Origin of the sequence: Paraburkholderia sp. CHISQ3 (genome assembly GCF_030464945.1) — a bacterium.
In the GTDB taxonomy this organism is placed as follows: Bacteria; Pseudomonadota; Gammaproteobacteria; order Burkholderiales; family Burkholderiaceae; genus Paraburkholderia; species Paraburkholderia megapolitana.
In genome coordinates, this window is record NZ_JALPRG010000011.1 from 128,030 (window position 1) to 152,833 (window position 24,804).

Genomic DNA, 24,804 nt, shown 5'->3' on the forward strand with positions numbered 1-24,804 from the left:
GACTATCAGGAGCGAATAATGCAACTCAATCCCTCTGAGATCAGCGAGCTGATCAAGAGCAGGATCCAGGGCCTTGAAGCGAGCGCAGACGTTCGCAACCAGGGCACTGTGATCTCCGTGACCGACGGTATCGTGCGTATTCACGGTCTGTCGGAAGTGATGCAGGGCGAAATGCTCGAATTCCCGGGCAACACGTTCGGTCTCGCGCTGAACCTCGAGCGCGACTCGGTTGGCGCCGTGATTCTGGGCGAATACGAACACATCTCGGAAGGCGACATCGTCAAGACGACGGGCCGCATTCTCGAAGTGCCGGTGGGTCCGGAACTGCTCGGCCGCGTGGTCGATGCGCTCGGCAACCCGATCGACGGCAAGGGCCCGATCAACGCAAAGAAGACCGACGCTATCGAAAAGATCGCGCCGGGCGTGATCTGGCGTAAGTCGGTGTCGGAGCCGGTACAAACGGGTCTGAAGTCGATCGACGCGATGGTGCCGGTTGGCCGTGGCCAGCGCGAGCTGATCATCGGCGACCGCCAATGCGGCAAGACCGCAGTTGCCGTCGACGCGATCATCAACCAGAAGGGCAAGAACCTCTTCTGTATCTACGTCGCGATCGGCCAGAAGGCTTCGTCGATCATGAACGTGGTGCGCAAGCTCGAAGAAACGGGCGCGCTCGAATACACGATCGTCGTCGCCGCGTCGGCGTCGGAATCAGCTGCGATGCAGTACCTCGCACCGTACGCCGGCTGCACGATGGGCGAATACTTCCGCGATCGCGGTCAAGACGCACTGATCGTGTATGACGATTTGACCAAGCAGGCCTGGGCTTACCGCCAGATCTCGCTGCTGCTGCGCCGTCCGCCGGGCCGTGAAGCGTACCCGGGCGACGTGTTCTATCTGCACTCGCGTCTGCTCGAGCGTGCGGCTCGCGTGTCGGAAGACTACGTCGAGAAGTTCACGAATGGCGAAGTGAAGGGCAAGAGCGGTTCGCTGACGGCACTGCCGGTCATCGAAACGCAAGCCGGCGACGTGACCGCCTTCGTTCCGACGAACGTGATCTCGATTACCGACGGCCAGATCTTCCTGGAAACCGACCTCTTCAACGCGGGTATCCGCCCGGCTATTAACGCCGGCGTGTCGGTATCGCGCGTGGGTGGTGCGGCTCAGACGAAGGTCGTGAAGAAGCTGTCGGGCGGTATCCGTACCGACCTCGCACAGTACCGTGAACTGGCCGCATTCGCGCAGTTCGCATCGGACCTCGACGAAGCGACCCGCAAGCAGCTCGAACGCGGCCGCCGCGTGACGGAACTGCTGAAGCAGCCGCAGTATCAGCCGCTGCAGGTGTGGGAACTGGCTGTCGCGCTGTTCGCAGCGAACAACGGTTACCTCGACGATCTGGAAGTTGCACAGGTGCTGCCGTTCGAAAAGGGCCTGCGCGAATTCCTGAAGACGAGTCACGCTGACCTGATCAAGCGCATCGAAGACACCAAGGAACTCTCGAAGGACGACGAAGCCCTGCTGCATACGGCTCTCAAAGACTTCAAGAAGTCCGGCGCTTACTGATCATGGGACTGGAGTAAGTGCTCTGCATGAGACCCGGGTAGCGCACTAAAGCGCGAACTCGGGTCGACAGCTCAAGCGCTGACTCAGGTCGACAAGGAGCAAGCAATGGCTGGAATGAAGGAAATTCGCGGCAAGATCAAGAGCGTGCAAAACACGCGCAAGATCACGAAAGCGATGGAGATGGTGGCTGCATCGAAGATGCGCCGCGCTCAGGAGCGCATGCGCGCTGCTCGCCCGTACGCCGACAAGGTCCGCGATATCGCTGCGCACATGAGCCGTTCGAACCCGGAGTATCGTCACCCGTTCATGGTGTCGAACGAAGGCGCGAAGACGGCCGGTCTCATCCTGGTCACGACCGATAAAGGTCTGTGCGGCGGGATGAACACGAACGTGATGCGTGCGTCGCTGCAGAAGTTCAAGGAACTGGAAGGCCAGGGCCAGACTATCGAAGCCACGGCCATCGGTAGCAAGGGTCTCGGTTTTCTGAACCGTCTGCGTGCGAAAGTGGTGTCGAACGTCGTGCAGCTTGGCGACACGCCGCACCTCGAAAAGCTGATCGGCGCGGTCAAGGTTCAGCTCGACATGTACTCGGAAGGCAAGGTTTCGGCGGTGTACCTCGCGTACACGCGCTTCGTCAATACGATGAAGCAGGAGCCCGTGATCGAGCAGTTGCTGCCGTTGTCGGCGGAACAGTTCGACAGCCAGCCGGAGTCGAACAGCGAAACGCCGAAAACCTCGTGGGACTACATCTACGAGCCGGACGCGCAAACCGTTGTCGACGAACTGCTGGTGCGCTATGTCGAGGCGCTGGTGTACCAGGCCGTAGCGGAAAACATGGCGTCGGAACAGTCGGCCCGCATGGTGGCGATGAAGGCGGCTTCGGACAATGCGAAGACCGTCATCAACGAACTGCAGCTGGTCTACAACAAGAGCCGCCAGGCCGCGATTACGAAGGAACTGTCGGAAATCGTCGGCGGCGCTGCCGCTGTCTGACCCTGCAGTCCGACCTTGTGGCAAGCCGGAATAAACGTCTCGAAACTGCGCCTTTGCGCGAGTAAAGAATCAAGTATCTAAAGGAAAAGCGATGAGTACTACTGCTTTGGTAGAAGGCAAGATCGTACAGTGCATCGGCGCGGTGATCGACGTGGAATTCCCGCGTGAAACCATGCCGAAGATTTACGACGCTCTCATTCTCGAAGGTTCGGAACTGACCCTCGAAGTCCAGCAGCAACTGGGCGACGGCGTCGTGCGGACCATCTGTCTGGGCGCATCCGACGGCCTGCGCCGCGGCGTGGTGGTGAAGAACACCGGCAAGCCGATCAGCGTGCCGGTCGGCAAGGCAACGCTCGGCCGGATCATGGACGTGCTCGGTCGCCCGATCGACGAAGCTGGCCCGATCTCGAGCGAAAAGACGCGCTCGATCCACCAGAAGGCTCCAGCGTTCGACGAACTGTCGCCGTCCACCGAACTGCTCGAAACCGGCATCAAGGTTATCGATCTGATCTGCCCGTTCGCGAAGGGCGGCAAGGTCGGTCTGTTCGGCGGTGCGGGCGTGGGCAAGACCGTCAACATGATGGAACTGATCAACAACATCGCGAAGGAACACGGTGGTTACTCCGTGTTCGCCGGTGTGGGCGAGCGTACCCGCGAAGGGAACGACTTCTATCATGAAATGAAGGACTCGAACGTTCTCGACAAGGTTGCGCTGGTGTACGGCCAGATGAACGAGCCGCCGGGCAACCGTCTGCGCGTGGCGCTGACCGGCCTGACGATGGCCGAGCACTTCCGTGACGAAGGCCTCGACGTGCTGTTCTTCGTCGACAACATCTACCGTTTCACGCTGGCCGGTACCGAAGTGTCGGCACTGCTCGGCCGGATGCCGTCGGCCGTGGGTTATCAGCCGACGCTGGCTGAAGAAATGGGCAAGCTGCAAGAGCGTATTACGTCGACCAAGACCGGCTCGATCACGTCGGTGCAGGCCGTGTACGTCCCTGCGGATGACTTGACCGACCCGTCGCCGGCTACGACCTTCGGCCACCTTGACGCAACCGTCGTGCTGTCGCGTGACATCGCGTCGCTGGGTATCTACCCGGCAGTCGACCCGCTCGATTCGACCTCGCGTCAGATCGACCCGAACGTGATCGGCGAAGAGCACTACTCGATCACGCGCGGCGTGCAGCAAACGCTGCAGCGCTACAAGGAACTGCGCGACATTATCGCGATTCTGGGCATGGACGAACTGGCACCGGAAGACAAGCTCGCTGTAGCGCGCGCGCGGAAGATCCAGCGTTTCCTGTCGCAGCCGTTCCACGTTGCGGAAGTGTTCACGGGTTCGCCGGGCAAGTACGTGCCGCTGAAGGAAACGATCCGCGGCTTCAAGATGATCGTTGGCGGCGAATGCGACCATCTGCCGGAACAGGCGTTCTACATGGTCGGCACGATCGACGAAGCCTTCGAAAAGGCCAAGAAGATCCAGTAAAGGTTGGGTGTAACGCAGCGGGCGCCGGCCTCGCGCGGTCAGCACGATCCACGTGCCGACCGCAACGCCGGTGCTCATGGTCTACGCTTAACCCAGTAGGAGTCGACAGGAAATGGCAACCATCAAGGTAGACGTCGTCAGCGCGGAAGAGCAGATCTTCTCGGGCCAGGCGAAATTCGTCGCACTGCCGGGCGAAGCGGGCGAGCTCGGCATCTTGCCGGGCCACACGCCGCTCATCACGCGGATTCGTCCGGGTGCGGTGCGTATCGAAGCGGAAAACGGCGAAGAAGAATTTGTGTTCGTCGCCGGCGGCATTCTCGAAGTGCAGCCGGGTGCGGTGACGGTTCTGGCCGACACGGCGATCCGCGGTAAGGATCTCGACGAAGCGAAGGCCGAACAGGCTCGCAAGCGTGCGGAAGAGGCGCTGCAGAACACGGGCTCGAACCTCGAATACGCGACCGCTCAGGCGGAACTGGCGTATGCGACGGCGCAGCTCGCGGCAATTCAGCGTTTGCGCAAATTGCGCGGTCAGCACTGACGTAATCGCATTGAAGAAAAGCAGCCTGCGTGGCTGCTTTTTTTTCGCCTGTAGTTGACGGTTACGGAAAGGTGTTCGTGCGACGCGGTGCGATGTGATCTGATGCGATGTGCGCATACCGCGGGTAAGACTTGATGCCGCCAGGTCGTCCCGCAGTGGCAGAATCGGTTTCAAAATCATTGCAGGAAGCTCGGTCGATCGATTCTTCCTTGGAGACGACATCATGGCAACGCAAATCGCAGGCGACGGCGCATTGATCGAACCGAAAGACGGTCTGTCGTATGTGCGCGGCTCGACAGAGATCCCGCTCAGCGACGCTACGATCGCGCACTTCGTGCACGACACCGTAGCGCGTTTCGCCGACCGGCCCGCCGTCGTGTTCCGCGAGCAACGCATCCGCTGGACGTGGCGCGAATTCGCGCAGGAGATCGATGTGCTGGCGGCCGGGTTGCTCGCGCTCGGTATCGGTGCCGGTGACCGCGTCGGCATCTGGTCGCCCAATCGTGTCGAATGGCTGCTCACACAGTTCGCTACCGCGCGCATCGGAGCAGTGCTGGTCAACATCAATCCGGCTTACCGGCTGGCCGAACTCGAGTACGCGCTGAACGCGGTGAGCTGCAAGGCGATCATCGCCGCCGAGCGTTTCAAGACGTCGATGTATCTGGAGATGCTGCAGGAACTGGCACCCGAACTCGCGAGCGCAACGCCCGGCGATCTGCACGCCGCGCGCCTGCCAGAATTGCGCATCGTAATTCGCATGTGCGATACCGAAACGCCGGGCATGCTGAGCTTTTCCGAGGTGGTCGAGCAGGGGCGGGCGACGCTCGATACAGCGAAACTCGATGCGATCGACGCAACGCTGCACGCCGACGATCCGATCAACATCCAGTTCACGAGCGGCACGACCGGTAATCCAAAGGGAGCGACGCTCACGCACCGCAACGTCGTCAATAACGCCCGCTATATCGCGCTGGCGATGAAGCTGAGCGAAGCGGACGCGCTGTGCATTCCGGTGCCGCTATATCACTGCTTCGGGATGGTGCTCGCGGTGCTGGCGTGCGTATCGGTTGGCGCGAACATGGTGTTCCCAGGCGAAGCGTTCGATCCAGTGGCGACTCTCGCAGCGGTATCCGAGGAGCGTTGCACAGCACTGCACGGCGTGCCGACGATGTTCATCGCCGAACTCGATCACCCCGACTTCGCGAGCTACGACTTATCGCGTCTGCGGACCGGCATCATGGCAGGCTCGCCGTGTCCGATCGAGACGATGAAGCGCGTCGTATCGAAGATGCATCTGGCCGAGATCACGATTGCGTACGGCATGACGGAAACGAGCCCGGTGTCGTTCCAGAGTTCGACGACCGATCCGCTCGACAAACGCACGACCACGGTCGGACGCATCCAGCCGCATCTCGAAGTGAAGATCGTCGACGCGCTCGGCAACATCGTGCCCGTCGGCGAGACCGGCGAGCTGTGCACGAAGGGCTATTCAGTGATGCGCGGCTATTGGGGCGATGAGACGAAGACGCGCGAGAGCATCGTCGATGGCTGGATGCACACCGGCGATCTCGCGACGCTCGATGCCGAGGGCTACTGCAATATCGTCGGTCGCCTGAAGGACATGTTGATTCGCGGCGGCGAGAACATCTATCCGCGCGAGATCGAAGAGTTTCTGTTCCGTCATCCGAAGATCCAGAGCGTGCAGGTGTTCGGCGTGCCCGATGCGAAGTACGGCGAGGAAGTGTGCGCGTGGGTCGTGCTGCGTCCCGGCGAGCAGACTACGGCGGAGGAAGTGCAGGAATTCTGTCGCGGGCAGATCGCGCATTACAAGGTGCCGAAGTACATCCGCTTCGTCGACGAACTACCGATGACGGTAACCGGCAAGGTACAGAAGTTCGTCATGCGCGAGCGGATGATGCGCGAGCTGCAGATCAAGGAAAACAAGACTGCATAAGCGCGAAGGCCGCGCAAAATGCGCGGCCAGTGTGGCAAGCGAAGCTCGATTGGAGCGACGTCAGGTGTGACCGGAGTCCGCATGCAAACACGAACTTCGATCGGCACAAACGTTAGACGCAAACGTTTGGCTGGGCGAAAAAAAAGCGGGCCTGGAGCCCGCTAAAAACCACACGCTACGGGGTTAGCGCGAGGAGACCAATGGAGGAACCGGGGAACGACGCAATAACGTCGACCACGAATCCAGCAGGGATGCCCCTTCGCAGGGCTTCGGCATACGCCGACCGGCAAGTGCTTCATGTCCGCTCACACTACGCACCTGGCCACATCCGTGTTGGAACCGTTGAAAGGCATTGTGGGCGAATAAACCTATGAGCGCGGTAACAAAGTGTTTCAGGTTGTAACGCCCGCCAGATAAGGCTCTCCGGGATTTTTTTCCATTTGAAAAGGTTTAAAACATCATTTTTACCGATGCTTAAACAGGCGCTTGAAGTGATTCGACTAATACGATCTGTGAAGCATAGAGAGGTGTTCACCAGACGGTTAAACGAGCTAAAAAATTGCATGGAAAGACATGCCAGCATCGTGAGTGATTGATCCGTGACAGGCAGGATTCTTATCAAACTGAAATAAAAGATGCACTGTTGCGATGCATCGCGGATCGCGGCGTTTCGACAAGGTGAAGAAAAAAATGCGGGTGGCATGCCTGGGCGGTGTTTTCGGCATTTGCCTACCGGCGCAGACTCGGCAAGAGCATCGCCCGTGGCCATTCATACGCGAAAAAAAAAGCCAGCGTTAGCCGGCTTCGTGATGTCACCCAGACGCTCACTTCAACCACTTATCCGAGATCGCCTGATACTCGCCGGTCGCCTGCAGCAGATGCAGCCACTGGTCGACATACTGCTGGAACACGACATCGCCGCGCGGCACGAGCCACGCTTTCTCTCCGTACTGGAACGGTTTGTCCGGATGTACCGAGCAGAGTCCGGGGTTCAACTTTTGCTGCAGCAGCGTCTCCGAAGCGTCGGTCACCATCACGTCGGCCTTGCCCGCGAGGATCTGTTTGAAGATCGTCACGTTGTCGGGATAGACGGTCAGCGTTGCGTGCGGGAAATACTGCTTCGCGAAGCGTTCGTTGGTGCCGCCGGGATTCACGATCACGCGCGTCGACGGCTGGTCGATCTGCGCGACGGTCTGGAATTTCGCCACGTCGTCGCAGCGCGCGATCGGCGCCTTGCCGTCGATCTGATACGGCTGCGTGAAGAACGCGCGCCGCTGCCGGTCGAGCGTTGTCGACACGCCGCCCACAGCAACGTCGCACTTCGCGATGAAGTCGTTCATCAGATTCGACCACGACGTTTTGACGAACTCCGCCTTCACGCCGAGCGACTTCGCCAGCGAGTTGGTCATATCGATGTCGATACCTTCGAACTGACCATCTGGCCTGAGGAACGAATACGGCTTGTAGTCGCCGGTGGTGCACGCGCGCAGGGTGCCGCGCGCGAGGATGTCGTCGAGCCGCGATGCCGGAACGGCGGCGGGGGCGGTCGCCGCCGACGACGTAGGTGCCGTTTGAGCTGACACAGTACCGGCGCACAACAGTGCACCGAGGGCTGCGAATGCGTGAATCTTTTTCATCGGGTCTCCGTGTCGAGCCAGTCCAGGTTAGCGCGCCAGTGCGCTAACCGGCTCCCATGCGAGGCTTATCGTTTGTCGTATGCAACAAGGCCGCTGATCATAGCCCGGCAATATAGCGATGAAAATCTCCGACCAACACCCAAGCGCCACACCGAATGCCTCAACTTATCCCGCACATCAATCACGATGTCCCGAGCCACGTCCGGTAAAATGCCTCTTTGCCTTCTGTCGTGCGCAACGTGGCCCATCAACTTCTCAACGATACTTTTCTGCGCGCGCTGCTGCGCGAGCCGACCGACTACACGCCGATCTGGCTCATGCGTCAGGCGGGCCGCTATCTGCCCGAGTACAACGCGACGCGCGCTCGAGCTGGCAGCTTCCTCGGCCTCGCGAAGAACCCGGCCTACGCAACCGAAGTCACGTTGCAGCCGCTCGATCGTTATCCGCTCGACGCCGCGATCCTGTTCTCCGACATCCTGACGATCCCCGATGCGATGGGCCTCGGTCTCGACTTCGCCGCTGGCGAGGGGCCGAAGTTCGCGCGCCCCGTGCGGACAGAAGACGACGTCGCACGGCTCGCCGTGCCCGACATCGATGCCACGCTGCGCTACGTGACCGACGCGGTCAGCGAGATCCGCCGCGCGCTGACCGATGCACAGGGCCGCCAGCGCGTGCCGCTGATCGGCTTCTCCGGCAGCCCGTGGACGCTCGCGTGCTACATGGTCGAAGGCGCCGGTTCCGACGATTTCCGCACCGTGAAGTCGATGCTGTACAGCCGTCCCGACCTAATGCACCGCATTCTCGAGATCAACGCGCAAGCGGTGGCCGCTTACCTGAACGCGCAGATCGAAGCGGGCGCCCAGGCCGTGATGATCTTCGACACCTGGGGCGGCGCGCTCGCGGACGGCATCTATCAACGCTTTTCGCTGCACTACATCGAGCAGGTCGTCGCGCAGCTGAAGCGCGAGCACGATGGCCAGCGTGTGCCGGTCATCACGTTCACGAAGGGCGGCGGCCTCTGGCTGGAAGATATCGCGGCGACTGGAGTAGATGCGGTCGGCCTCGACTGGACCGTCAATCTCACGCAGGCACGCGAGCGCGTCGGCGCGAAGGTCGCGCTTCAAGGCAACATCGATCCCTCCGTGCTGTTCGCACCGCCGTCGGCGATTCGCAGCGAAGCGCGCGCGGTGCTCGACAGCTTCGGCGATCATCCGGGGCATGTGTTCAATCTCGGGCACGGCATCTCGCAGTTCACACCGCCGGAAAATGTCGCCGAACTCGTCGACGAAGTGCACCGACATAGCCGGGCGATGCGTGCTGCATCGGCTGGCGCGGGTGCGAATGCGTCTTGAGTACATGACGCTTTTGTTGCGATGCGGTGACGCGGGCTCTCACTCTAAGGGTGAACCGGCCCTACCGGGGCCGCCGGGCGGTCATTTGCAGTTGTCAAGACTTGACTTATACACATTCCTCTCGTTGCGGCGCGGTAGAAGGTTTCATCGCTCGATAATCGTTGCAAGTCAAGTGCGTTTTGAGGCTATCCCTTGACTGGCAAGGGTTTCCGCGAGGTAGGCAAAACCGTGTGAAATCCGATAGGAGGCCGGCCGGACGCCGTTTTCCGCGCTTCTGAGCAGAGTTCTTAACAAAGTTATCCACAGGCATTGATCGGATGGCAATTGTTCAGCCGAATCCAAAACTTAGCGCTGAAAGTGATGTTTTACTTTAACTTCGGCCGGTATCTCACCGGTTCGCAGGGAGCGCTGTCCGGGGACTGCGAACGGGCGGCGGCAAGCGAGTGAGCCCGAGATTCGTCCGCGTCGCGCTCGATCACCCGCTGCCGACCCTCTTCGACTACCGCTGCGACGAGCGCTTTGCGCCGACGCCGGGCATGCTCGTCGCGGTGCCGTTCGGCAAGCGCCAGGTGGTCGGGCTCGTGTGCGAAGTGACCACTGACACTGACGTTCCGCCTGAGCGGCTGCGGGCGGTGGACGATCTCTGCAGCGCTTGCCCGCCGTTGTCGGCGCACTGGCTCGCGCTCGCCGCCTTTGCCGCGGACTATTATCAGCGCGGTCTTGGCGAGGTCGCGTTGCCTGCGCTGCCGCAGGCACTGCGCGATGCGTCGCGGTGGGCGCGCCTGCTCGCACCCGACGAGCGATACCGTTTGCTGCCTGCCGGCAGCATCGCGTTGCCCGATGCGGTGCCGGCGCGCGCCACTGCGCTGCGGCGTCTCGCGGCGGCGCTTGGCGAAACTGGCGCGCTGTCGGCGGCCGAAGCCCGTGCGCTTCATCCGAAGGCAATCGCTACGCTCGACGCGTGGTGCACGGAAGGTTGGGTTGCGCTCGATGTGATCGAAGCCGCGGCGGGATATAGCGCACCTGCCGAACTGGATGCACATCGGCAGTCGAACGCGCTGGGTGCAACGCAGGCAGCGATCGCCGCGAATAACCTGACTGCAGAGAACACACCGACCGCGCAGCTCAACACCCCCCCAACGCTCCCCACCCTCACCGACGAACAAGCCGCCGCCGTCGACGCAATCCGCGAGACCCAGGGTTTCGCATCGTTCCTGCTACACGGCGTGACCGGCAGTGGCAAAACCGAGGTCTATCTCCGCGCGCTAGCCGATCTACTCGCAAGACGACCCGACGCGCAGGCCCTGGTACTGGTCCCGGAAATCAATCTCACACCGCAGTTCGAAGCCGCGTTCCGCGCACGTTTCGCGATGCTGCCCGACAGCGCGATCGTGACGCTGCATAGCGGCCTCGCGGAAGGCGAGCGCGCGCGCAACTGGCTCGCCGCCCACACCGGCCGAGCGCACATCGTGCTCGGCACGCGACTCGCCGTGCTGGCATCGTTGCCCAAACTCGCGCTGGTCGTCGTCGACGAAGAACACGACCCTGCGTACAAGCAGCAGGAAGGTTTGCGCTACTCGGCCCGCGATCTCGCCGTCTGGCGCGCCAAGCAGCTTGACGTACCGGTGGTGCTCGGCTCCGCAACGCCATCGCTGGAAAGCTGGTGGCAGGCGGATCAAGGTCGCTACCGACGTCTGACGCTATCGCGCCGCGCCGTGGCCGACGCGGTGTTGCCGTCGGTCCGGCTGATCGACCTCGAAGAAGAGCGGCGGCGCGGCCGGGCATCGGTGGAAGGATTGTCGGGGCCGCTGCTTGCCGCACTGCGAACGCGACTCGAGCGCGGCGAGCAAAGCCTCGTCTTCCTCAACCGGCGCGGCTATGCACCGGTGTTGTCGTGCGATGCCTGCGGTTGGGTGGCAGGCTGCCCGCGTTGCAGCGCCTACGTCGTTCTGCACAAGCCGGAACGCGCACTGCGTTGTCACCATTGCGGCTGGGAATCGCGAATTCCACGCGCCTGTCCCGATTGCGGCAACGTCGATATCGCGCCGCTCGGGCGCGGCACGCAGCGCGTCGAAGAGACACTCGCCACCGCGGTGCCCGGCGCGCGCGTGCTGCGTATCGATGCCGACAGCACGCGCCGCAAGGGCAGTGCGCAGGCGCTGTTTTCCGACGTGCATGCGGGGGAAGTCGACATCCTCGTCGGCACGCAGATGATCGCGAAGGGACACGATTTTCAGCGCGTGTCGCTGGTCGGCGTGCTGAATGCCGACACCGCGCTGTTCTCGCACGATTTCCGCGCCAGCGAGCGCCTGTTTGCACAACTGATGCAGGTCAGCGGCCGGGCCGGGCGCGCCGGGCTGCCCGGCGAGGTGCTCGTGCAGACCCGTTATCCGCGGCATGCGCTGTATCACGCGCTGGCGCGCCACGACTATGTCGGTTTCGCCACGTCGACGCTGTCGGAGCGGCGCGACGCCCAGTTGCCGCCGTTCGTCTATCAGGCGCTGCTGCGCGCCGAGGGGCGCACGCTCGAAGCGGCACTCGCGTTCCTGCAGCAGGCTGCGGCGGCGTTGACGGAGATTCCGTCCGCGGAACGCGTTACCGTCTACGACGCCGTACCGATGACGATCGTCAAAGTGATGCACGTGCATCGCGCGCAACTGCTGGTGGAAAGCGCGTCGCGCGGCGCGCTGCAGGCGACGCTGCATGCATGGCAACCGATGCTGCGCGCATTGAAGGGCGTGCTGCGCTGGAATCTCGAAGTCGATCCGCTCGACATCTGATCTGCATAGACAGCCGCACAACCCGCGCGGAGACACGCCGGCTAATCCCTTTAAGTCATATTCATAGAGCGAAAGGTCGTTTCGTTTTCGACTGCGGCTCAACTATATTTCGCCGAATCGGCGCATGTTTCGCTGCACTTTCCACAACAATTCATCTTCCATCAGCGCGCCGACGATCTACTACTTTCCGGGGCATTGCCGATGAGCGACACCAATCAGAGTCTGCCGGCGCACGCACAGCCGGCCGCCGATACCGCCCACAGCACGCGCGGCGGCGGTCTCTTCTCCACCGAAGACTGGTGGGCCGTCTGGGTCGGCCTGCTGACTATCCTGATTGCGTGGGCGTTGTTCGCCTCGGGTAGCAGCATCAAATGGATCGCGGTTGCACCGGCCAAATGGTCGAGCGTCGGCCAGGCCGCCGGCGATCTGGCAAAACATCTACCGAACTACGTCGCGTTGTTCGTCGGCTTTGCCGTGCTGTTCGGCGTGAGCCTCGCTGCGCTAAAACAGCGCCTTGCGCACTTCCTGCCGTCGTTCCTGATTCTCTTCGTCGTCTCGGTGCTGATCTTCGTGCTCGGCGCGTGGGTCAACGCCTCGAAGTACGACCTCGAGCCGCCGCTGGTTGCACTGGTGCTCGGTCTCATCGTGTCGAACGTGTTCACGCTGCCGGAATGGTTCAAGGCCGGCCTGCGCGTCGAGTTTTATATCAAGGTCGGCATCGTGCTGCTCGGCGCGACGCTGCCGTTCACGCTGATCGTGTGGGCGGGGCCGGTCGCGATCGGCCAGGCGACGATCGTGTCGTTGATCACGTTCTTCGTGATCTTCTTTGCTGGTAGAGCGTTCGGCCTTGAACACCGCTTTGCCGCAGTGCTTGGTGTGGGCGGCGCGGTGTGCGGCGTGTCGGGCGCGATTGCGATTGCCGGCGCGGTGCGGGCGAAACGCGAGCAGGCATCGGTGGCGATTACGCTGGTTATCGCGTGGGCGATCGTGATGATCTTCGTGCTGCCGTTCGCGTCGCGTGCGCTCGGTCTGTCAACGGCCGTCGGCGGTGCGTGGATCGGCACCTCCGAGTTCGCGGATGCCGCTGGCATCGCGGCTGCGCAGGCATACGGCGACCTCGCGAAGCAGGCTGGCAGCACGATCGCCGGTGCGCCCGATGCAGCGTTGCAGGCATTCACGTTGATGAAGGTGGTCGGCCGCGATATCTGGATCGGCGTCTGGGCGTTCGTGCTCGCGATCGTCGCGACGACGCGCTGGGACACCGATGCTACGGGCGTGAAAGCGAAGGTCGATGCCGGCGAGATCTGGGCGCGCTTTCCGAAGTTCGTGATCGGTTTCGTGATCGCGTCGCTGCTAGTGACGTGGATTACCCGGCACTACTCGCTGGTGGATTACCGCAAGGTCGTGACTCCGGAATTCGTCGCACCGATCACAGCGCTGCGCACCTGGGCGTTCATCTTCTGCTTCTTCAGCATCGGGCTGACGACGCGACTGCGTTCGCTGACGGCCACCGGCGTGCGTCCGTTCCTTGCGTTCACGGCTGGAGTCGCGGTCAATATCGTGATCGGCTATGTGCTGTCGGCGCATGTGTTTGCGCCGTACTGGAACAGTCTGGGGCAGGGATGAGGGGCGTGACAAACAATGCGGCGCGTGCGGCGAGCGCAACCGCCCACGGCGGCGAAGCCTTCGCGGCGCCGCATGATGCACACTGCGCCGCATGCCGTCACCGTGCCGACGACCGTCACGTTCTGGAGCAGAAGATCCCTGGCCTGGTGGTGTTCGGCTCCGGCTTCGGCGCGAGCGTCGCTACCAGCCGGCTGTGCCGCGTGCACGACCAGCTCGTCTCGCCCGACGACACCTGTGGCCAGTTCAGCCCACTCACCGCGTAACGCACACGCCGCAGGGCGCGACTGACCGCTTCAACGCTCCGCCGGAACCTCAGCCCCCAGCCTCGCCGGCGCCTTACGCGCCTCCCGCTCGGCCTCCCGCCGCGTCGCGGAGCAAGTCGCGCCGCGAATAAAGAAGATGGCGCAGAGCGCGCACATCGCCCAGATACCTGCAATTACCACCCACTTTTCCATTTCACTGTTCCCCGAGACGGCCTTCTGCACGCTGATGAGCGTGTTCTGTGTGATCTGTATAACGGCCGAACAGCCATTCCGGTTGAGGGCAACCCTCAAGAAAACCGCCAGGGTAAATCCCGATCACGGTCTGCACCGGACCACGCCATGCGGTTCGGCGCAAACCGTTACCCAGTAAAGGTTTGGCGATGGTGCAACCGCAACAGTGGACTGGTTGCACCTTTTTATTGGGAGGCGTACGATTCGGCCAACTTTTTAGTCTTTGGCCGGCGTCCGTCCAGCTGGCCCGTACAGAAGGAAACATGGCTAGCACCACCCTTGGCGTCAAGGTCGACGACCTCCTGCGCACCCGGCTGAAAGATGCCGCGACCCGTCTCGAACGCACCCCGCACTGGCTGATCAAGCAGGCGATCTTCGCTTACCTCGAGAAAATCGAGCACGGCCAGTTGCCCGCCGAACTTTCCGGCACGCACGGTTCGACCGAACTGGCCGATGCCGCCAGCGTCGAGGCGGAAGAAGACGGCGCCTCCCATCCGTTCCTCGAATTTGCGCAGAACGTGCAGCCGCAATCGGTGCTGCGCGCGGCGATCACAGCCGCGTACCGCCGGCCTGAGCCCGAGTGCGTGCCGTTCCTGATCGGCCAGGCGCGTTTGCCCGCGAATCTCGCCAGCGAGGTCGAGGCGCTGGCCGGCCGACTCGTCGAGACACTGCGCGCGAAGCGTTCAGGCGGCGGCGTCGAAGGCTTGATCCACGAGTTCTCGCTGTCGAGCCAGGAAGGCGTCGCACTGATGTGTCTCGCCGAGGCGCTGCTACGCATTCCCGACCGCGCGACGCGCGATGCGTTGATCCGCGACAAGATCAGCAAGGGCGACTGGAAGTCGCATGTCGGCCAGGCGCCGTCGCTGTTCGTCAACGCCGCAACCTGGGGCTTGATGATCACCGGCAAGCTGATCACGACGAACAGCGAGACGGGTCTGTCGTCGGCGCTGACGCGCATGATCGGCAAGGGCGGCGAGCCGCTGATCCGCAAGGGCGTCGACATGGCGATGCGCCTGATGGGCGAACAGTTCGTCACCGGCGAAAACATTTCCGAAGCGCTCGCGAACAGCCGCAAATACGAAGCACGCGGCTTTCGCTACTCGTACGACATGCTCGGCGAAGCGGCGACGACCGAAGCCGATGCGCAGCGCTACTACGCATCGTACGAACAGGCGATCCACGCGATCGGCAAGGCCGCCGGTGGCCGTGGCATCTATGAAGGCCCGGGCATCTCGATCAAGCTGTCGGCGCTGCACGCACGCTACTCGCGCGCGCAGCACGAACGCACGATGAGCGAGCTGCTGCCGCGTGTGCGCGCGCTGGCCATCCTCGCGCGCCGCTACGACATCGGCCTGAACATCGACGCCGAAGAAGCGGATCGCCTCGAAATCTCGCTCGATCTGCTCGAAGCGCTGTGCTTCGATCCGGAGCTGGCGGGCTGGAACGGCATCGGTTTTGTCGTGCAGGCGTATCAGAAGCGTTGCCCGTTCGTGATCGACTACATCGTCGATCTGGCACGCCGCAGCCGTCACCGCATCATGGTGCGGCTCGTGAAGGGCGCGTACTGGGATACCGAAATCAAGCGCGCGCAGGTGGATGGGCTCGAAGGCTATCCGGTGTACACGCGCAAGATCTACACCGACGTGTCGTACGTGGCGTGCGCGAAGAAGCTGCTCAGCGCGCCCGATGCGGTGTACCCGCAGTTCGCGACGCACAACGCGCACACGCTGGCGGCGATCTATCACCTCGCTGGGCAGAATTACTATCCTGGCCAGTATGAGTTCCAGTGCCTGCACGGCATGGGCGAACCGCTGTACGAAGAAGTGACCGGCCCGCTCTCCGCAGGAAAACTGAACCGGCCGTGCCGCGTGTATGCGCCGGTCGGTACGCACGAAACACTGCTCGCATACCTCGTGCGCCGTCTGCTCGAGAACGGCGCAAATACGTCGTTCGTGAACCGCATCGCCGACGAATCCGTGCCGGTCAAGGAGCTGATCGCCGATCCGGTCGACGAAGCCACGAAGGTCGTGCCGCTCGGCGCTCCGCACGCGAAGATTCCGCTGCCGCGCAATCTGTACGGCGCGGAGCGCGTCAATTCGATGGGCCTCGATCTGTCGAACGAGCACCGACTCGCGTCGCTGTCGTCGGCGTTGCTGGCGAGTGCGCATCATCCGTGGCGCGCCGCGCCGATGCTCGAAGATCACGCGATCCCCGACGGAGCAGCGCGCGACGTGCGCAATCCCGCCGATCATCGCGACCTGGTCGGCACCGTCGTCGATGCAACATCCGAACAGGTTAGCGCTGCACTGACGCACGCCGTGTCCGCCGCACCGATCTGGCAAGCGACGCCGGTCGAAGCGCGCGCCGATTGCCTTGCGCGCGCCGCCGATCTGCTCGAAGCGCAGATGCATACGTTGATGGGTCTCGTCGTGCGCGAAGCGGGCAAGTCGCTGGCGAACGCGGTGTCGGAAATCCGCGAAGCGATCGATTTCCTGCGCTACTACTCGACGCAGATCCGCAGCGAGTTTTCGAACGATACGCACCGGCCGCTCGGCCCAGTGGTGTGCATCAGCCCGTGGAATTTCCCGCTCGCGATCTTCATGGGCCAGGTAGCTGCGGCGCTGGCCGCCGGCAACACGGTGCTAGCAAAACCTGCCGAACAAACCCCGCTGATCGCCGCCCAGGCCGTGCGCATCCTGCGCGAAGCCGGCGTGCCGGCGGGCGCAGTGCAACTGCTGCCGGGCGATGGCGAAACGGTCGGCGCAGCACTGGTTGCCGATGCACGCGTGCGTGCGGTGATGTTCACCGGTTCGACGGAAGTCGCGCGCCTGATCAACAAAACCCTGTCGAACCGCCTCGACGCCGACGGCCGCCCGATCCCCTTGATCGCCGAAACCGGCGGCCAGAACGCGATGATCGTCGACTCGTCGGCGCTTGCGGAACAGGTCGTCGCGGACGTGCTGCAGTCGTCATTCGATTCGGCTGGTCAACGGTGTTCCGCGTTGCGCGTTCTGTGTCTGCAGGATGATGTTGCGGACCGCACGCTCGACATGCTGACCGGCGCGATGCGCGAACTCGCGGTGGGCAATCCGGATCGGTTGTCGGTGGATGTCGGTCCGGTGATCGATGCCGAAGCGAAGCGCGGCATCGATGCGCACATTGCAGCGATGCGCGACAAGGGTCGCAAAGTGGTTCAGCTGTCGATGCCCGACGGCGGCACGCACGGCACGTTCGTTCCGCCTACCTTGATCGAGCTCGACAGCATCGACGAACTGAAGCGCGAAGTATTTGGTCCCGTGCTGCACGTCGTGCGTTATCGCCGCAGTGCGCTCGACAAGCTGCTCGAACAGATTCGCGCGACCGGTTATGGTCTGACGCTCGGCATTCATACGCGTATCGATGAGACGATTGCGCATGTGCTGGCTCGTGCGCATGTCGGCAACATCTATGTGAACCGCAATGTGATCGGGGCGGTGGTCGGGGTGCAGCCGTTCGGTGGCGAGGGACTGTCGGGCACCGGTCCGAAAGCAGGCGGCGCGCTGTATCTGCAGCGGCTGCTGGCCACGCGCCCGGCTGGCCTGCCGAAGTCGCTTGCACAGACGCTCATGGTGGACGCACCGCAAACAGCGGAAAACAGCGACAATCCACACTCTGTGCCGTCCGCCCAGGCCGCGCTGACTACGTTGCGCGACTGGCTGATCGGCGAGCGCGAAGCCGCGCTGGCGGCGCGCTGCGAAGCGTATCTGGCGCACGTGCTGGCCGGCGCGACCGCCGTGCTGGCAGGCCCGACCGGCGAGCGCAACACGTACACGCTCAGCGCACGCGGCACCGTGCTGTGCGTACCGACCACCGCGAGCGGTGCGCGTGTGCAGTTCGCCGCGGCGCTGGCCACCGGCAACCGCGCGTTGTTTGAAGGCGCGGCCGGCGAGCAACTCGTGGCCGCGTTGCCCGCCGCGCTGAAGCAGCACGCGAGCGTACGCAAGAACGCCGACGCCGCCTTCGATGCCGTGCTGTTCGAAGGCGACAGCGACGAACTACTCGCGCTGGTGAAGGAAGTCGCGAAACGTTCGGGACCGATCGTCTCGGTGCAGGGCGTCGCCGCGCGGGCACTGGAAAGCGGCGAGGAAGATTACGCGCTCGAACGTCTGCTGACGGAGCGTTCGGTGAGCGTGAATACAGCAGCAGCAGGGGGCAATGCTAATTTGATGACGATCGGTTGAGCGAACCTTATCGATCCATTCAAAAAATAACGGAAGCGGTACGGCGACCCCGCAATCGCTCCATTTACACCTGAACCAAGGAGAAGCTATGCAACACACGATGAAACAGCTGGCAGGCGCAACACTGGTTGCCGCAATGTCGCTGGCGGGGACCGCACACGCGCAGCAGGCAGAGGACGTCAAGGTTGGCTTCGCAGGTCCGATGACAGGCGCCCAGGCGCACTACGGCAAGGACTTCCAGAACGGCATCACGCTCGCCATCGAAGACATCAATGCGACGAAGCCGGTGATCGGCGGCAAGCCGGTGCGCTTCGTGCTGGATTCGGCCGATGACCAGGCCGATCCGCGCACGGGCACGACCGTGGCACAGAAGCTCGTCGACGACGGCATCAAGGGCATGCTCGGTCACTTCAATTCGGGCACGACGATTCCGGCTTCGCGCATCTATGCAAACGCGGGCATTCCGGAAATCGCGATGGCGACCGCGCCTGAGTACACGCAGCAAGGCTTCAAGACCACGTTCCGCATGATGACGTCCGACACGCAGCAAGGTTCGGTCGCCGGTACGTTCGCGGTGAAGAAGCTCGGCGTGAAGAAGATCGCGATTGTCGACGACCGCACGGCATACGGCCAGGGTCTGGCCGACCAGTTCGAGAAGGCCGCGAAGGCAGCCGGTGGCACGATCGTCGATCGTGAATACACGAACGACAAGGCCGTCGACTTCAAGTCGATCCTGACCAAGCTGAAGGCTGCGAACCCGGACCTGATCTATTACGGCGGCGCCGATTCGCAGGCTGCACCGATGGCCAAGCAGATGAAGGCACTGGGCGTAAAAGCCCCGCTGATGGGCGGCGAAATGGTTCACACACCGACCTTCCTGCAACTCGCGGGTGACGCGGCGAACGGTACGGTGGCATCGCTGGCTGGTTTGCCGCTGGAAGAAATGCCGGGTGGCAACGACTACGTCGCGAAGTACAAGAAGCGTTTCGGTGAAGACGTGCAGACGTACTCGCCGTACGCCTACGACGGCGCGATGGCGATGTTTGCCGCGATGAAGAAGGCGAACTCGACCGATCCGGCCAAGTACCTGCCGTTCCTCGCGAAGACCGACATGCCGGCTGTCACGTCGAAGAGCCTGCAGTACGACGCCAAGGGCGACCTGAAGAACGGCGGCATCACGCTGTATAAGGTTGTCGACGGTAAGTGGACGACGCTGGAAAGCGTGGGCGGTAAGTAAGCTTTAGTACGCTGCCTGGCGACAAGACACGTCACACGTCACGTCGCGCTGGATGGAAAAAATGCCTTGAGGCTTCGCGGCTTCAAGGCATTTTTGTTTGTGGCGCAAGCAACGCTACGATGCGTCGACCGGCGCTTCCTTCGATGCAATCAGCAGCAGCGAAATGTTGTTGAAGAAGAACATCCCCTTCACATGCCACGACGTGTACTTACGGATTACGTTGAGCAGCGTGTACGGCGTGAACCAGTAGTTATGATCGGGATGCACGATCTCGACGAAGGTCTCGTCGCGATCGACGAAATCGAAGTGCCGCGGATAGCACTGCACGGCATCGGGCACGGTAATCACGACATTGCCGAAATCGATCCGGTCGATCTGTTCGAGAAACGACGCGACATTGCCGACGTGTTCGAGCACTTCGGGGATCAGCACGATATCGACGGGGCCTTGCACCTGTGCGAGGTCCGCATACAGCGGTTGATCGCAGTGCTGCGCGAGTTCGCGCAAGCCGTTCTCGTCGGCGTCGACGCCGATCAACTCCGTGCAGACACCGGAGTTCAGCAGGCTCAGATGCAGGTTGCTGCGCGGATCGAAAATCGGCGAATCGACGCAGCCTACGTGCAACACGCGCTTGCCCGTGCACATGCTGACTAGCGCAGCCGTGCGGTCGTGCTTCGCGAGTTGCCGCGATACGGCGACCTTCTGCACGAAGAACGGCGCATGCAACTGTTCAAGCACGCTATGCGCCGGCTGGACGGGAGGAATATTGGCTGTGCTCAATTGAATTCCAGTGCACGAAGGCTTTCGTAGTTGTTGAACGTGCTGCCCCAGAACTGCTTCGCGTACACGCGGCCGCTGCCTGTATAGGTCTGGCCGCTGTGATGACGCGGAATGAAGTAGTGACTAGGGAACACTGTCAGATCATTCGGCTTGAACTCATGCACGGCCTGCGTGAAGCGCAGCGGCCCGACTGTTTTCCATGCGCGGTCGTTGCAGACGGTGGGCAGCCGGCGAATATCGTCGACCATCTTCTTGAAGAGCGGATGCCCTGGCCGCGCACCGACATAACCGGCGGCCATCAGGCCCGGCGCGGCGAGTTCGTTTTCCCAGCACGTGAAGAGATCGCAGTCGAACAGCTCGGCATCGAGCGGACGTACGCAGATGCTGTCGGCATCGACGGCGAACCCGCCGTACCAGTAGAGAAACTGCCAGCGCATCAAGTCGGCGACACCGTTCAGTTCCTTCGACCACATCTCCTGCATCTGCGCAGCGTTAGGCCAGCGATGATTGCGCAGGTCGTCGTTGCCCCAGATGCGGATCTGCAGACCCGGGTTGAACTTGCGCCACGTGTCGATGCAGTTGTCCGGGCGTTTCGACGGATCGCCTACCCAGATGATGTGCAGCAGTTTCGGAATCATGGCTATGGAGTCGTGGGAGAGAGCAGCATCACACGCGATGCTTCAGATACGTCGACCACTTCTGATGCGCGCGGTAGTACGCCTCTTCCTCCGCGCTCAAACCCGACTCCTTGTACCAGGGCAGATGCCGGCATGTGTAGCGGCCTGCGAAGCGGATGCCGCAGATATGCCGCTCGCGATTGAAATAGCGCTTGTTGTAGACAGCGAACGTTGTGTCGAGCGGCGCGTTGTAGATCGGATCGCCGCGCAGCGTTGCGCCGATCTGCTGCTGCCAGAAGCGCGATTCCCACTCCCAGATCGAATAGTCGCGATCGCCGTAACGGAAGCGGTCATCCTGCATCGTGTGTGGGTTCGCTATGTCGAGTGCGAAGCCTGCCTTGCCGACGCGGAAATGTTCGGTGGCTTCGATCAGTTCGAAGAGGAATTCGCGTGGCAGCGCACGGTTGAATTCGAGGTCGGGGTCGGTAATGCAGAAAATGTCCGGTAGCCGCGCGTAGTTCGCTTCAGATAAAAAGATGCTGTGCGGCCCTGCGTTGTGGTCGAGCTTGACCACAACGTGTTCGTCCTGAAGCGTGTCGAGATACGACAGCATTTCGGGCGCGCTCGATGCGTTGTCGACGATCACGAGGTTGCGCAGACCGGCTGCCTGCAACTGCGGAATCATGTTGCGCAGGTACGTCGCGTTGTTGAACGTCGGAATCAGCACGGGGACGTTCGCGACGAGACCGCCGGCGAGATGTCGATAGAAGCGGCTATCTGCGTGCGTTGCGGCGGCGTCGGCGTACGTGAGTGGCGCGATGGCAGGTGCGGACGATGCGACCGGCGCACTGGGCGCGGCGGCTTCGGCCTCAGCGGCGGCCAGCGCATCGGCCAGATCGCTCTGCACGCCTTCGTCGTCGGGAAGAAGGGTTGCTGCACGACGCAACGGTTCCACCGCGGCCGCGTGCTTGCCCTGTTGCGTGAACGCGGTTGCCAGCGCCTGCCAGCCCAGCGCTAAATCCGGCAGCAGTGCAGTCAGCTGACCAGCCACCGATTCCGCGTCTTCAAAGCGTCGTTTATCGAGCAGCACCGCGAGCGTCGACATGAACTCCGCGACGAGCGCGGCCAGCTCTTCCTCAGATGCATCCGCAATCTGCGCAGGCTGCAGATCGAGTGCGACCGGATCGACGCCACGTTGCTGCGCTTCCTGCACGACCTGACGCGCGGTTTCGGTCCAGCCAGCGTTCGTCAGCGCATCGATGTAGCCGGTCCAGAAGCGCGGCTCCGCGGGCGCGGCTTCGATCGCGGCGCGGAAATACGGCTGCGCGCTATCGAGCCGGTTCGATTGGGCGATCGCCATACCGAGCAGATGGTTGGCGTCGGCGTTATCGGGCAGCGCTGCAAGAATCCGCCGATACGCCGCTTCGGCTTCGCCGTAGCGCCCCGACTGTTGATGAGCGACCGCCTGCTCGAGCTCGGCGCCGAGGTCGACCGCGGTGAGGGTGTCATTCATGAGCGAAGGTGGCGCGAAGTTGGCAAGTTTGGCGACAGTGGGATTTGCGCAGGCATTTCCCGATTTGACGCATATTGCCTACAACGGCACGCGACGCATTGGCCGAACAGAAGGCGAATTGGTGCGCTTTTCGATTGTTCGCGGGGGGAGGGGGAGACCGGCCGTCCGCTCGCGAACGGCCGTAGTGATTCAGGCTGAGACGAAGACTAGCTGGCAGCGCCCCGCAGCTTGCGCCCTTGCTCGCGAACCTGTTCGAGCGTCGCGCCCGGCGTGCTCGCTTCCTGCGGCATGCGGATTTCGATCAGCGCTGCACGTTTCGCGGCGCGCGCGCGTTCTAAAGCGGGCAGGAAATCGGCGGTGCGCTCGACGGTTTCGCCATGCGCGCCGAACGAGCGCGCGAACGCGGCGAAGTCCGGGTTGGTGAGCCCCGTGCCATGCACGCGATTCGGATAATGCCGCTCCTGATGCATGCGGATCGTGCCGAAGTGGCTGTTGTTCACGACGATGAACAGCACATGCAGGTCGTACTGCATTGCCGTCGCGAGTTCCTGCGCGGCCATCATGAAGCAACCGTCGCCGGCCAGCGCGACCACGTCCCGGTCGCGATACAGCGACTTCGCCGCAATCGCGGCCGGCACGCCGTAGCCCATCGCACCGCTCGTCGGTGCGAGTTGCGAGCGGAAATGCCGATACGAAAAATGCCGATGCAGCCACGTCGCGTAGTTGCCTGCGCCGTTGGTCACGATTGCATCGACGGGCAGGTGCTCGCGCAACTGCTGCATCACTTCGCCGAGCTGGACGTCGCCAGGGATCGTGCGCGGCTTGCGCCATTCGAGGTACGCGCCGTGCGCTTCTTCGGCTGTGCCGGCCCACGGTAGCGTCGCGGGCGCTTTCAGCGCGGCAAGCTGCTCGGCCAGTTCCGGCATGCCGGAGACGATCGGCAGATCGGCGGCATACACGCGGCCCAGTTCTTCGGCACCTTGATGCACGTGCACGAGCGTTTGTTTGGTCTTCGGAATCTCGAGCAACGTGTAGCCGTTGGTCGTCGCTTCGCCGAGCCGCGGGCCGAAGGCGAGCAGCAAGTCGGCGTCACTGATCCGTTTGGCGAGCGCGGGGTTGATGCCGAGGCCGACATCGCCGGCGTAGTTCGGATGTTCGTTATCGAGCGTGTCCTGAAAGCGGAACGCGAGTCCGACCGGCAGTTGCCACTGCTCGACGAAGCGCTGTAGATCCGCGCATGCAGCCGGCGTCCAGCCGCTGCCGCCGGCGATCAGCATCGGCCGTTGCGCGCCTTCGAGCAGTTGCCGCAAGCGCTCGATCTGCGCGGGCGCGGGCGCTGCCGCCACGCGATGGTAACGAGGTGCGCCCGGCACGACCGGACACAGGTCGCTCAACACGTCTTCGGGAAGCGACAGCACGACCGGGCCAGGGCGGCCCGACGTCGCGGTATGGAACGCGTGGCTCAGGTATTCGGGAATGCGCCGCGGATCGTCGATCTGCGCGACCCACTTCGCCATCTGGCCAAACATGCGCCGATAGTCGATTTCCTGGAACGCCTCGCGATCCAGATGCTCGCGTGCGCACTGGCCGATCAGCAGGATCATCGGCGTCGAGTCCTGAAACGCCGTATGCACGCCGATCGATGCATGCGTCGCACCCGGTCCGCGCGTGACGAGCGCGACACCCGGCCGCCCCGTCAGCTTGCCGGTCGCTTCCGCCATGTTGGCTGCCGCCGCTTCGTGCCGGCAGACGATCGTCTCGATGCGCTCCGTTTCATCGTGCAGCGAATCGAGCACGGCGAGAAAGCTTTCGCCAGGCACGCAGAAAACACGTTCGACGCCATGCGTAAGCAGCGCATCGACGACAAGGCGCGCACCGGTAGTGGTGGCGGAGGCGGAATCGTTCGGCAGCGGCATTGCAGAAAATCCTCGTGAGGTGGTCGGACAAATCGGTGAGTGATCTGGCTTCGACAGCTTACGCCGGGAGGCGCGCGAATGTCACGGGCGCCGCCGCGTGC

General features: G+C 62.7%; 16 protein-coding genes. 11 read left to right on the forward strand and 5 right to left on the reverse strand.

The features are described 5' to 3' along the window. Positions 1-18 precede the first annotated feature (18 nt). The 5 genes from atpA to M0D65_RS24590 all read left to right on the forward strand — a co-directional run bounded on the left by atpA (position 19) and on the right by M0D65_RS24590 (position 6,531). Positions 19-1,560 (forward strand): F0F1 ATP synthase subunit alpha, encoded by a 1,542-nt coding sequence (gene atpA, locus M0D65_RS24570; protein WP_091017059.1) that lies wholly within the window; start codon positions 19-21, stop codon positions 1,558-1,560. A gap of 105 nt (positions 1,561-1,665) precedes the next feature. Beyond that, on the forward strand, positions 1,666-2,553 hold the full coding sequence (gene atpG, locus M0D65_RS24575; protein WP_091017062.1) for a F0F1 ATP synthase subunit gamma: 888 nt from the start codon (positions 1,666-1,668) through the stop codon (positions 2,551-2,553). A 91-nt stretch (positions 2,554-2,644) separates the two neighbouring features. Beyond that, positions 2,645-4,039, forward strand: a complete 1,395-nt coding sequence (gene atpD / locus M0D65_RS24580; RefSeq protein WP_091017064.1) for a F0F1 ATP synthase subunit beta — start codon at positions 2,645-2,647, stop codon at positions 4,037-4,039. Between the two features lie 112 nt (positions 4,040-4,151). Beyond that, on the forward strand, positions 4,152-4,577 hold the full coding sequence (locus M0D65_RS24585) for a F0F1 ATP synthase subunit epsilon (RefSeq protein ID WP_087738538.1): 426 nt from the start codon (positions 4,152-4,154) through the stop codon (positions 4,575-4,577). Between the two features lie 223 nt (positions 4,578-4,800). Further along, complete coding sequence (locus M0D65_RS24590) at positions 4,801-6,531, forward strand: AMP-binding protein (protein WP_266254942.1); 1,731 nt, start codon at positions 4,801-4,803, stop codon at positions 6,529-6,531. Between the two features lie 824 nt (positions 6,532-7,355). Here the strand turns inward: M0D65_RS24590 and M0D65_RS24595 are convergent. After that, positions 7,356-8,168, reverse strand: a complete 813-nt coding sequence (locus M0D65_RS24595; protein WP_266254943.1) for a transporter substrate-binding domain-containing protein — start codon at positions 8,166-8,168, stop codon at positions 7,356-7,358. A 239-nt stretch (positions 8,169-8,407) separates the two neighbouring features. Between M0D65_RS24595 and hemE the strand changes: the two genes are divergently transcribed. The 6 genes from hemE to M0D65_RS24625 all read left to right on the forward strand — a co-directional run bounded on the left by hemE (position 8,408) and on the right by M0D65_RS24625 (position 19,877). After that, positions 8,408-9,520 (forward strand): uroporphyrinogen decarboxylase, encoded by a 1,113-nt coding sequence (gene hemE, locus M0D65_RS24600; protein WP_266254944.1) that lies wholly within the window; start codon positions 8,408-8,410, stop codon positions 9,518-9,520. Positions 9,521-9,963: 443 nt separating this feature from the next. After that, entirely contained in the window at positions 9,964-12,300 is a 2,337-nt protein-coding gene (locus M0D65_RS24605) for a primosomal protein N' (RefSeq protein ID WP_266254945.1), read from the forward strand. A gap of 201 nt (positions 12,301-12,501) precedes the next feature. After that, entirely contained in the window at positions 12,502-13,926 is a 1,425-nt protein-coding gene (locus M0D65_RS24610) for a YeiH family protein (RefSeq protein WP_266254946.1), read from the forward strand. Further along, positions 13,923-14,189 (forward strand): hypothetical protein, encoded by a 267-nt coding sequence (locus M0D65_RS24615; RefSeq protein ID WP_266254947.1) that lies wholly within the window; start codon positions 13,923-13,925, stop codon positions 14,187-14,189. Before M0D65_RS24610 ends, M0D65_RS24615 begins: the two co-directional genes overlap by 4 nt. A 494-nt stretch (positions 14,190-14,683) precedes the next feature. After that, positions 14,684-18,640 (forward strand): trifunctional transcriptional regulator/proline dehydrogenase/L-glutamate gamma-semialdehyde dehydrogenase, encoded by a 3,957-nt coding sequence (gene putA, locus M0D65_RS24620; RefSeq protein WP_266254948.1) that lies wholly within the window; start codon positions 14,684-14,686, stop codon positions 18,638-18,640. Positions 18,641-18,728: 88 nt separating this feature from the next. Beyond that, complete coding sequence (locus M0D65_RS24625; RefSeq protein ID WP_091017082.1) at positions 18,729-19,877, forward strand: branched-chain amino acid ABC transporter substrate-binding protein; 1,149 nt, start codon at positions 18,729-18,731, stop codon at positions 19,875-19,877. Positions 19,878-19,991: 114 nt separating this feature from the next. Here the strand turns inward: M0D65_RS24625 and M0D65_RS24630 are convergent, their stop codons facing one another. From M0D65_RS24630 to M0D65_RS24645, 4 genes are all read right to left on the reverse strand, one after another. Continuing rightward, the gene (locus M0D65_RS24630; protein WP_266254949.1) at positions 19,992-20,657 is read right to left on the reverse strand and encodes a hypothetical protein; all 666 of its coding nucleotides are present in this window, start codon (positions 20,655-20,657) and stop codon (positions 19,992-19,994) included. Beyond that, positions 20,654-21,295, reverse strand: a complete 642-nt coding sequence (locus tag M0D65_RS24635) for a glycosyltransferase family 32 protein (protein WP_266254950.1) — start codon at positions 21,293-21,295, stop codon at positions 20,654-20,656. The genes M0D65_RS24630 and M0D65_RS24635 overlap by 4 nt, the downstream gene beginning before the upstream one ends. A gap of 28 nt (positions 21,296-21,323) precedes the next feature. Then, positions 21,324-22,787, reverse strand: coding sequence for a tetratricopeptide repeat protein (locus M0D65_RS24640; protein WP_266254951.1), 1,464 nt, complete (start codon positions 22,785-22,787; stop codon positions 21,324-21,326). 206 nt (positions 22,788-22,993) lie between these two features. Then, complete coding sequence (locus M0D65_RS24645; RefSeq protein ID WP_266254952.1) at positions 22,994-24,703, reverse strand: thiamine pyrophosphate-binding protein; 1,710 nt, start codon at positions 24,701-24,703, stop codon at positions 22,994-22,996. Between the last annotated feature and the right edge of the window lie 101 nt (positions 24,704-24,804).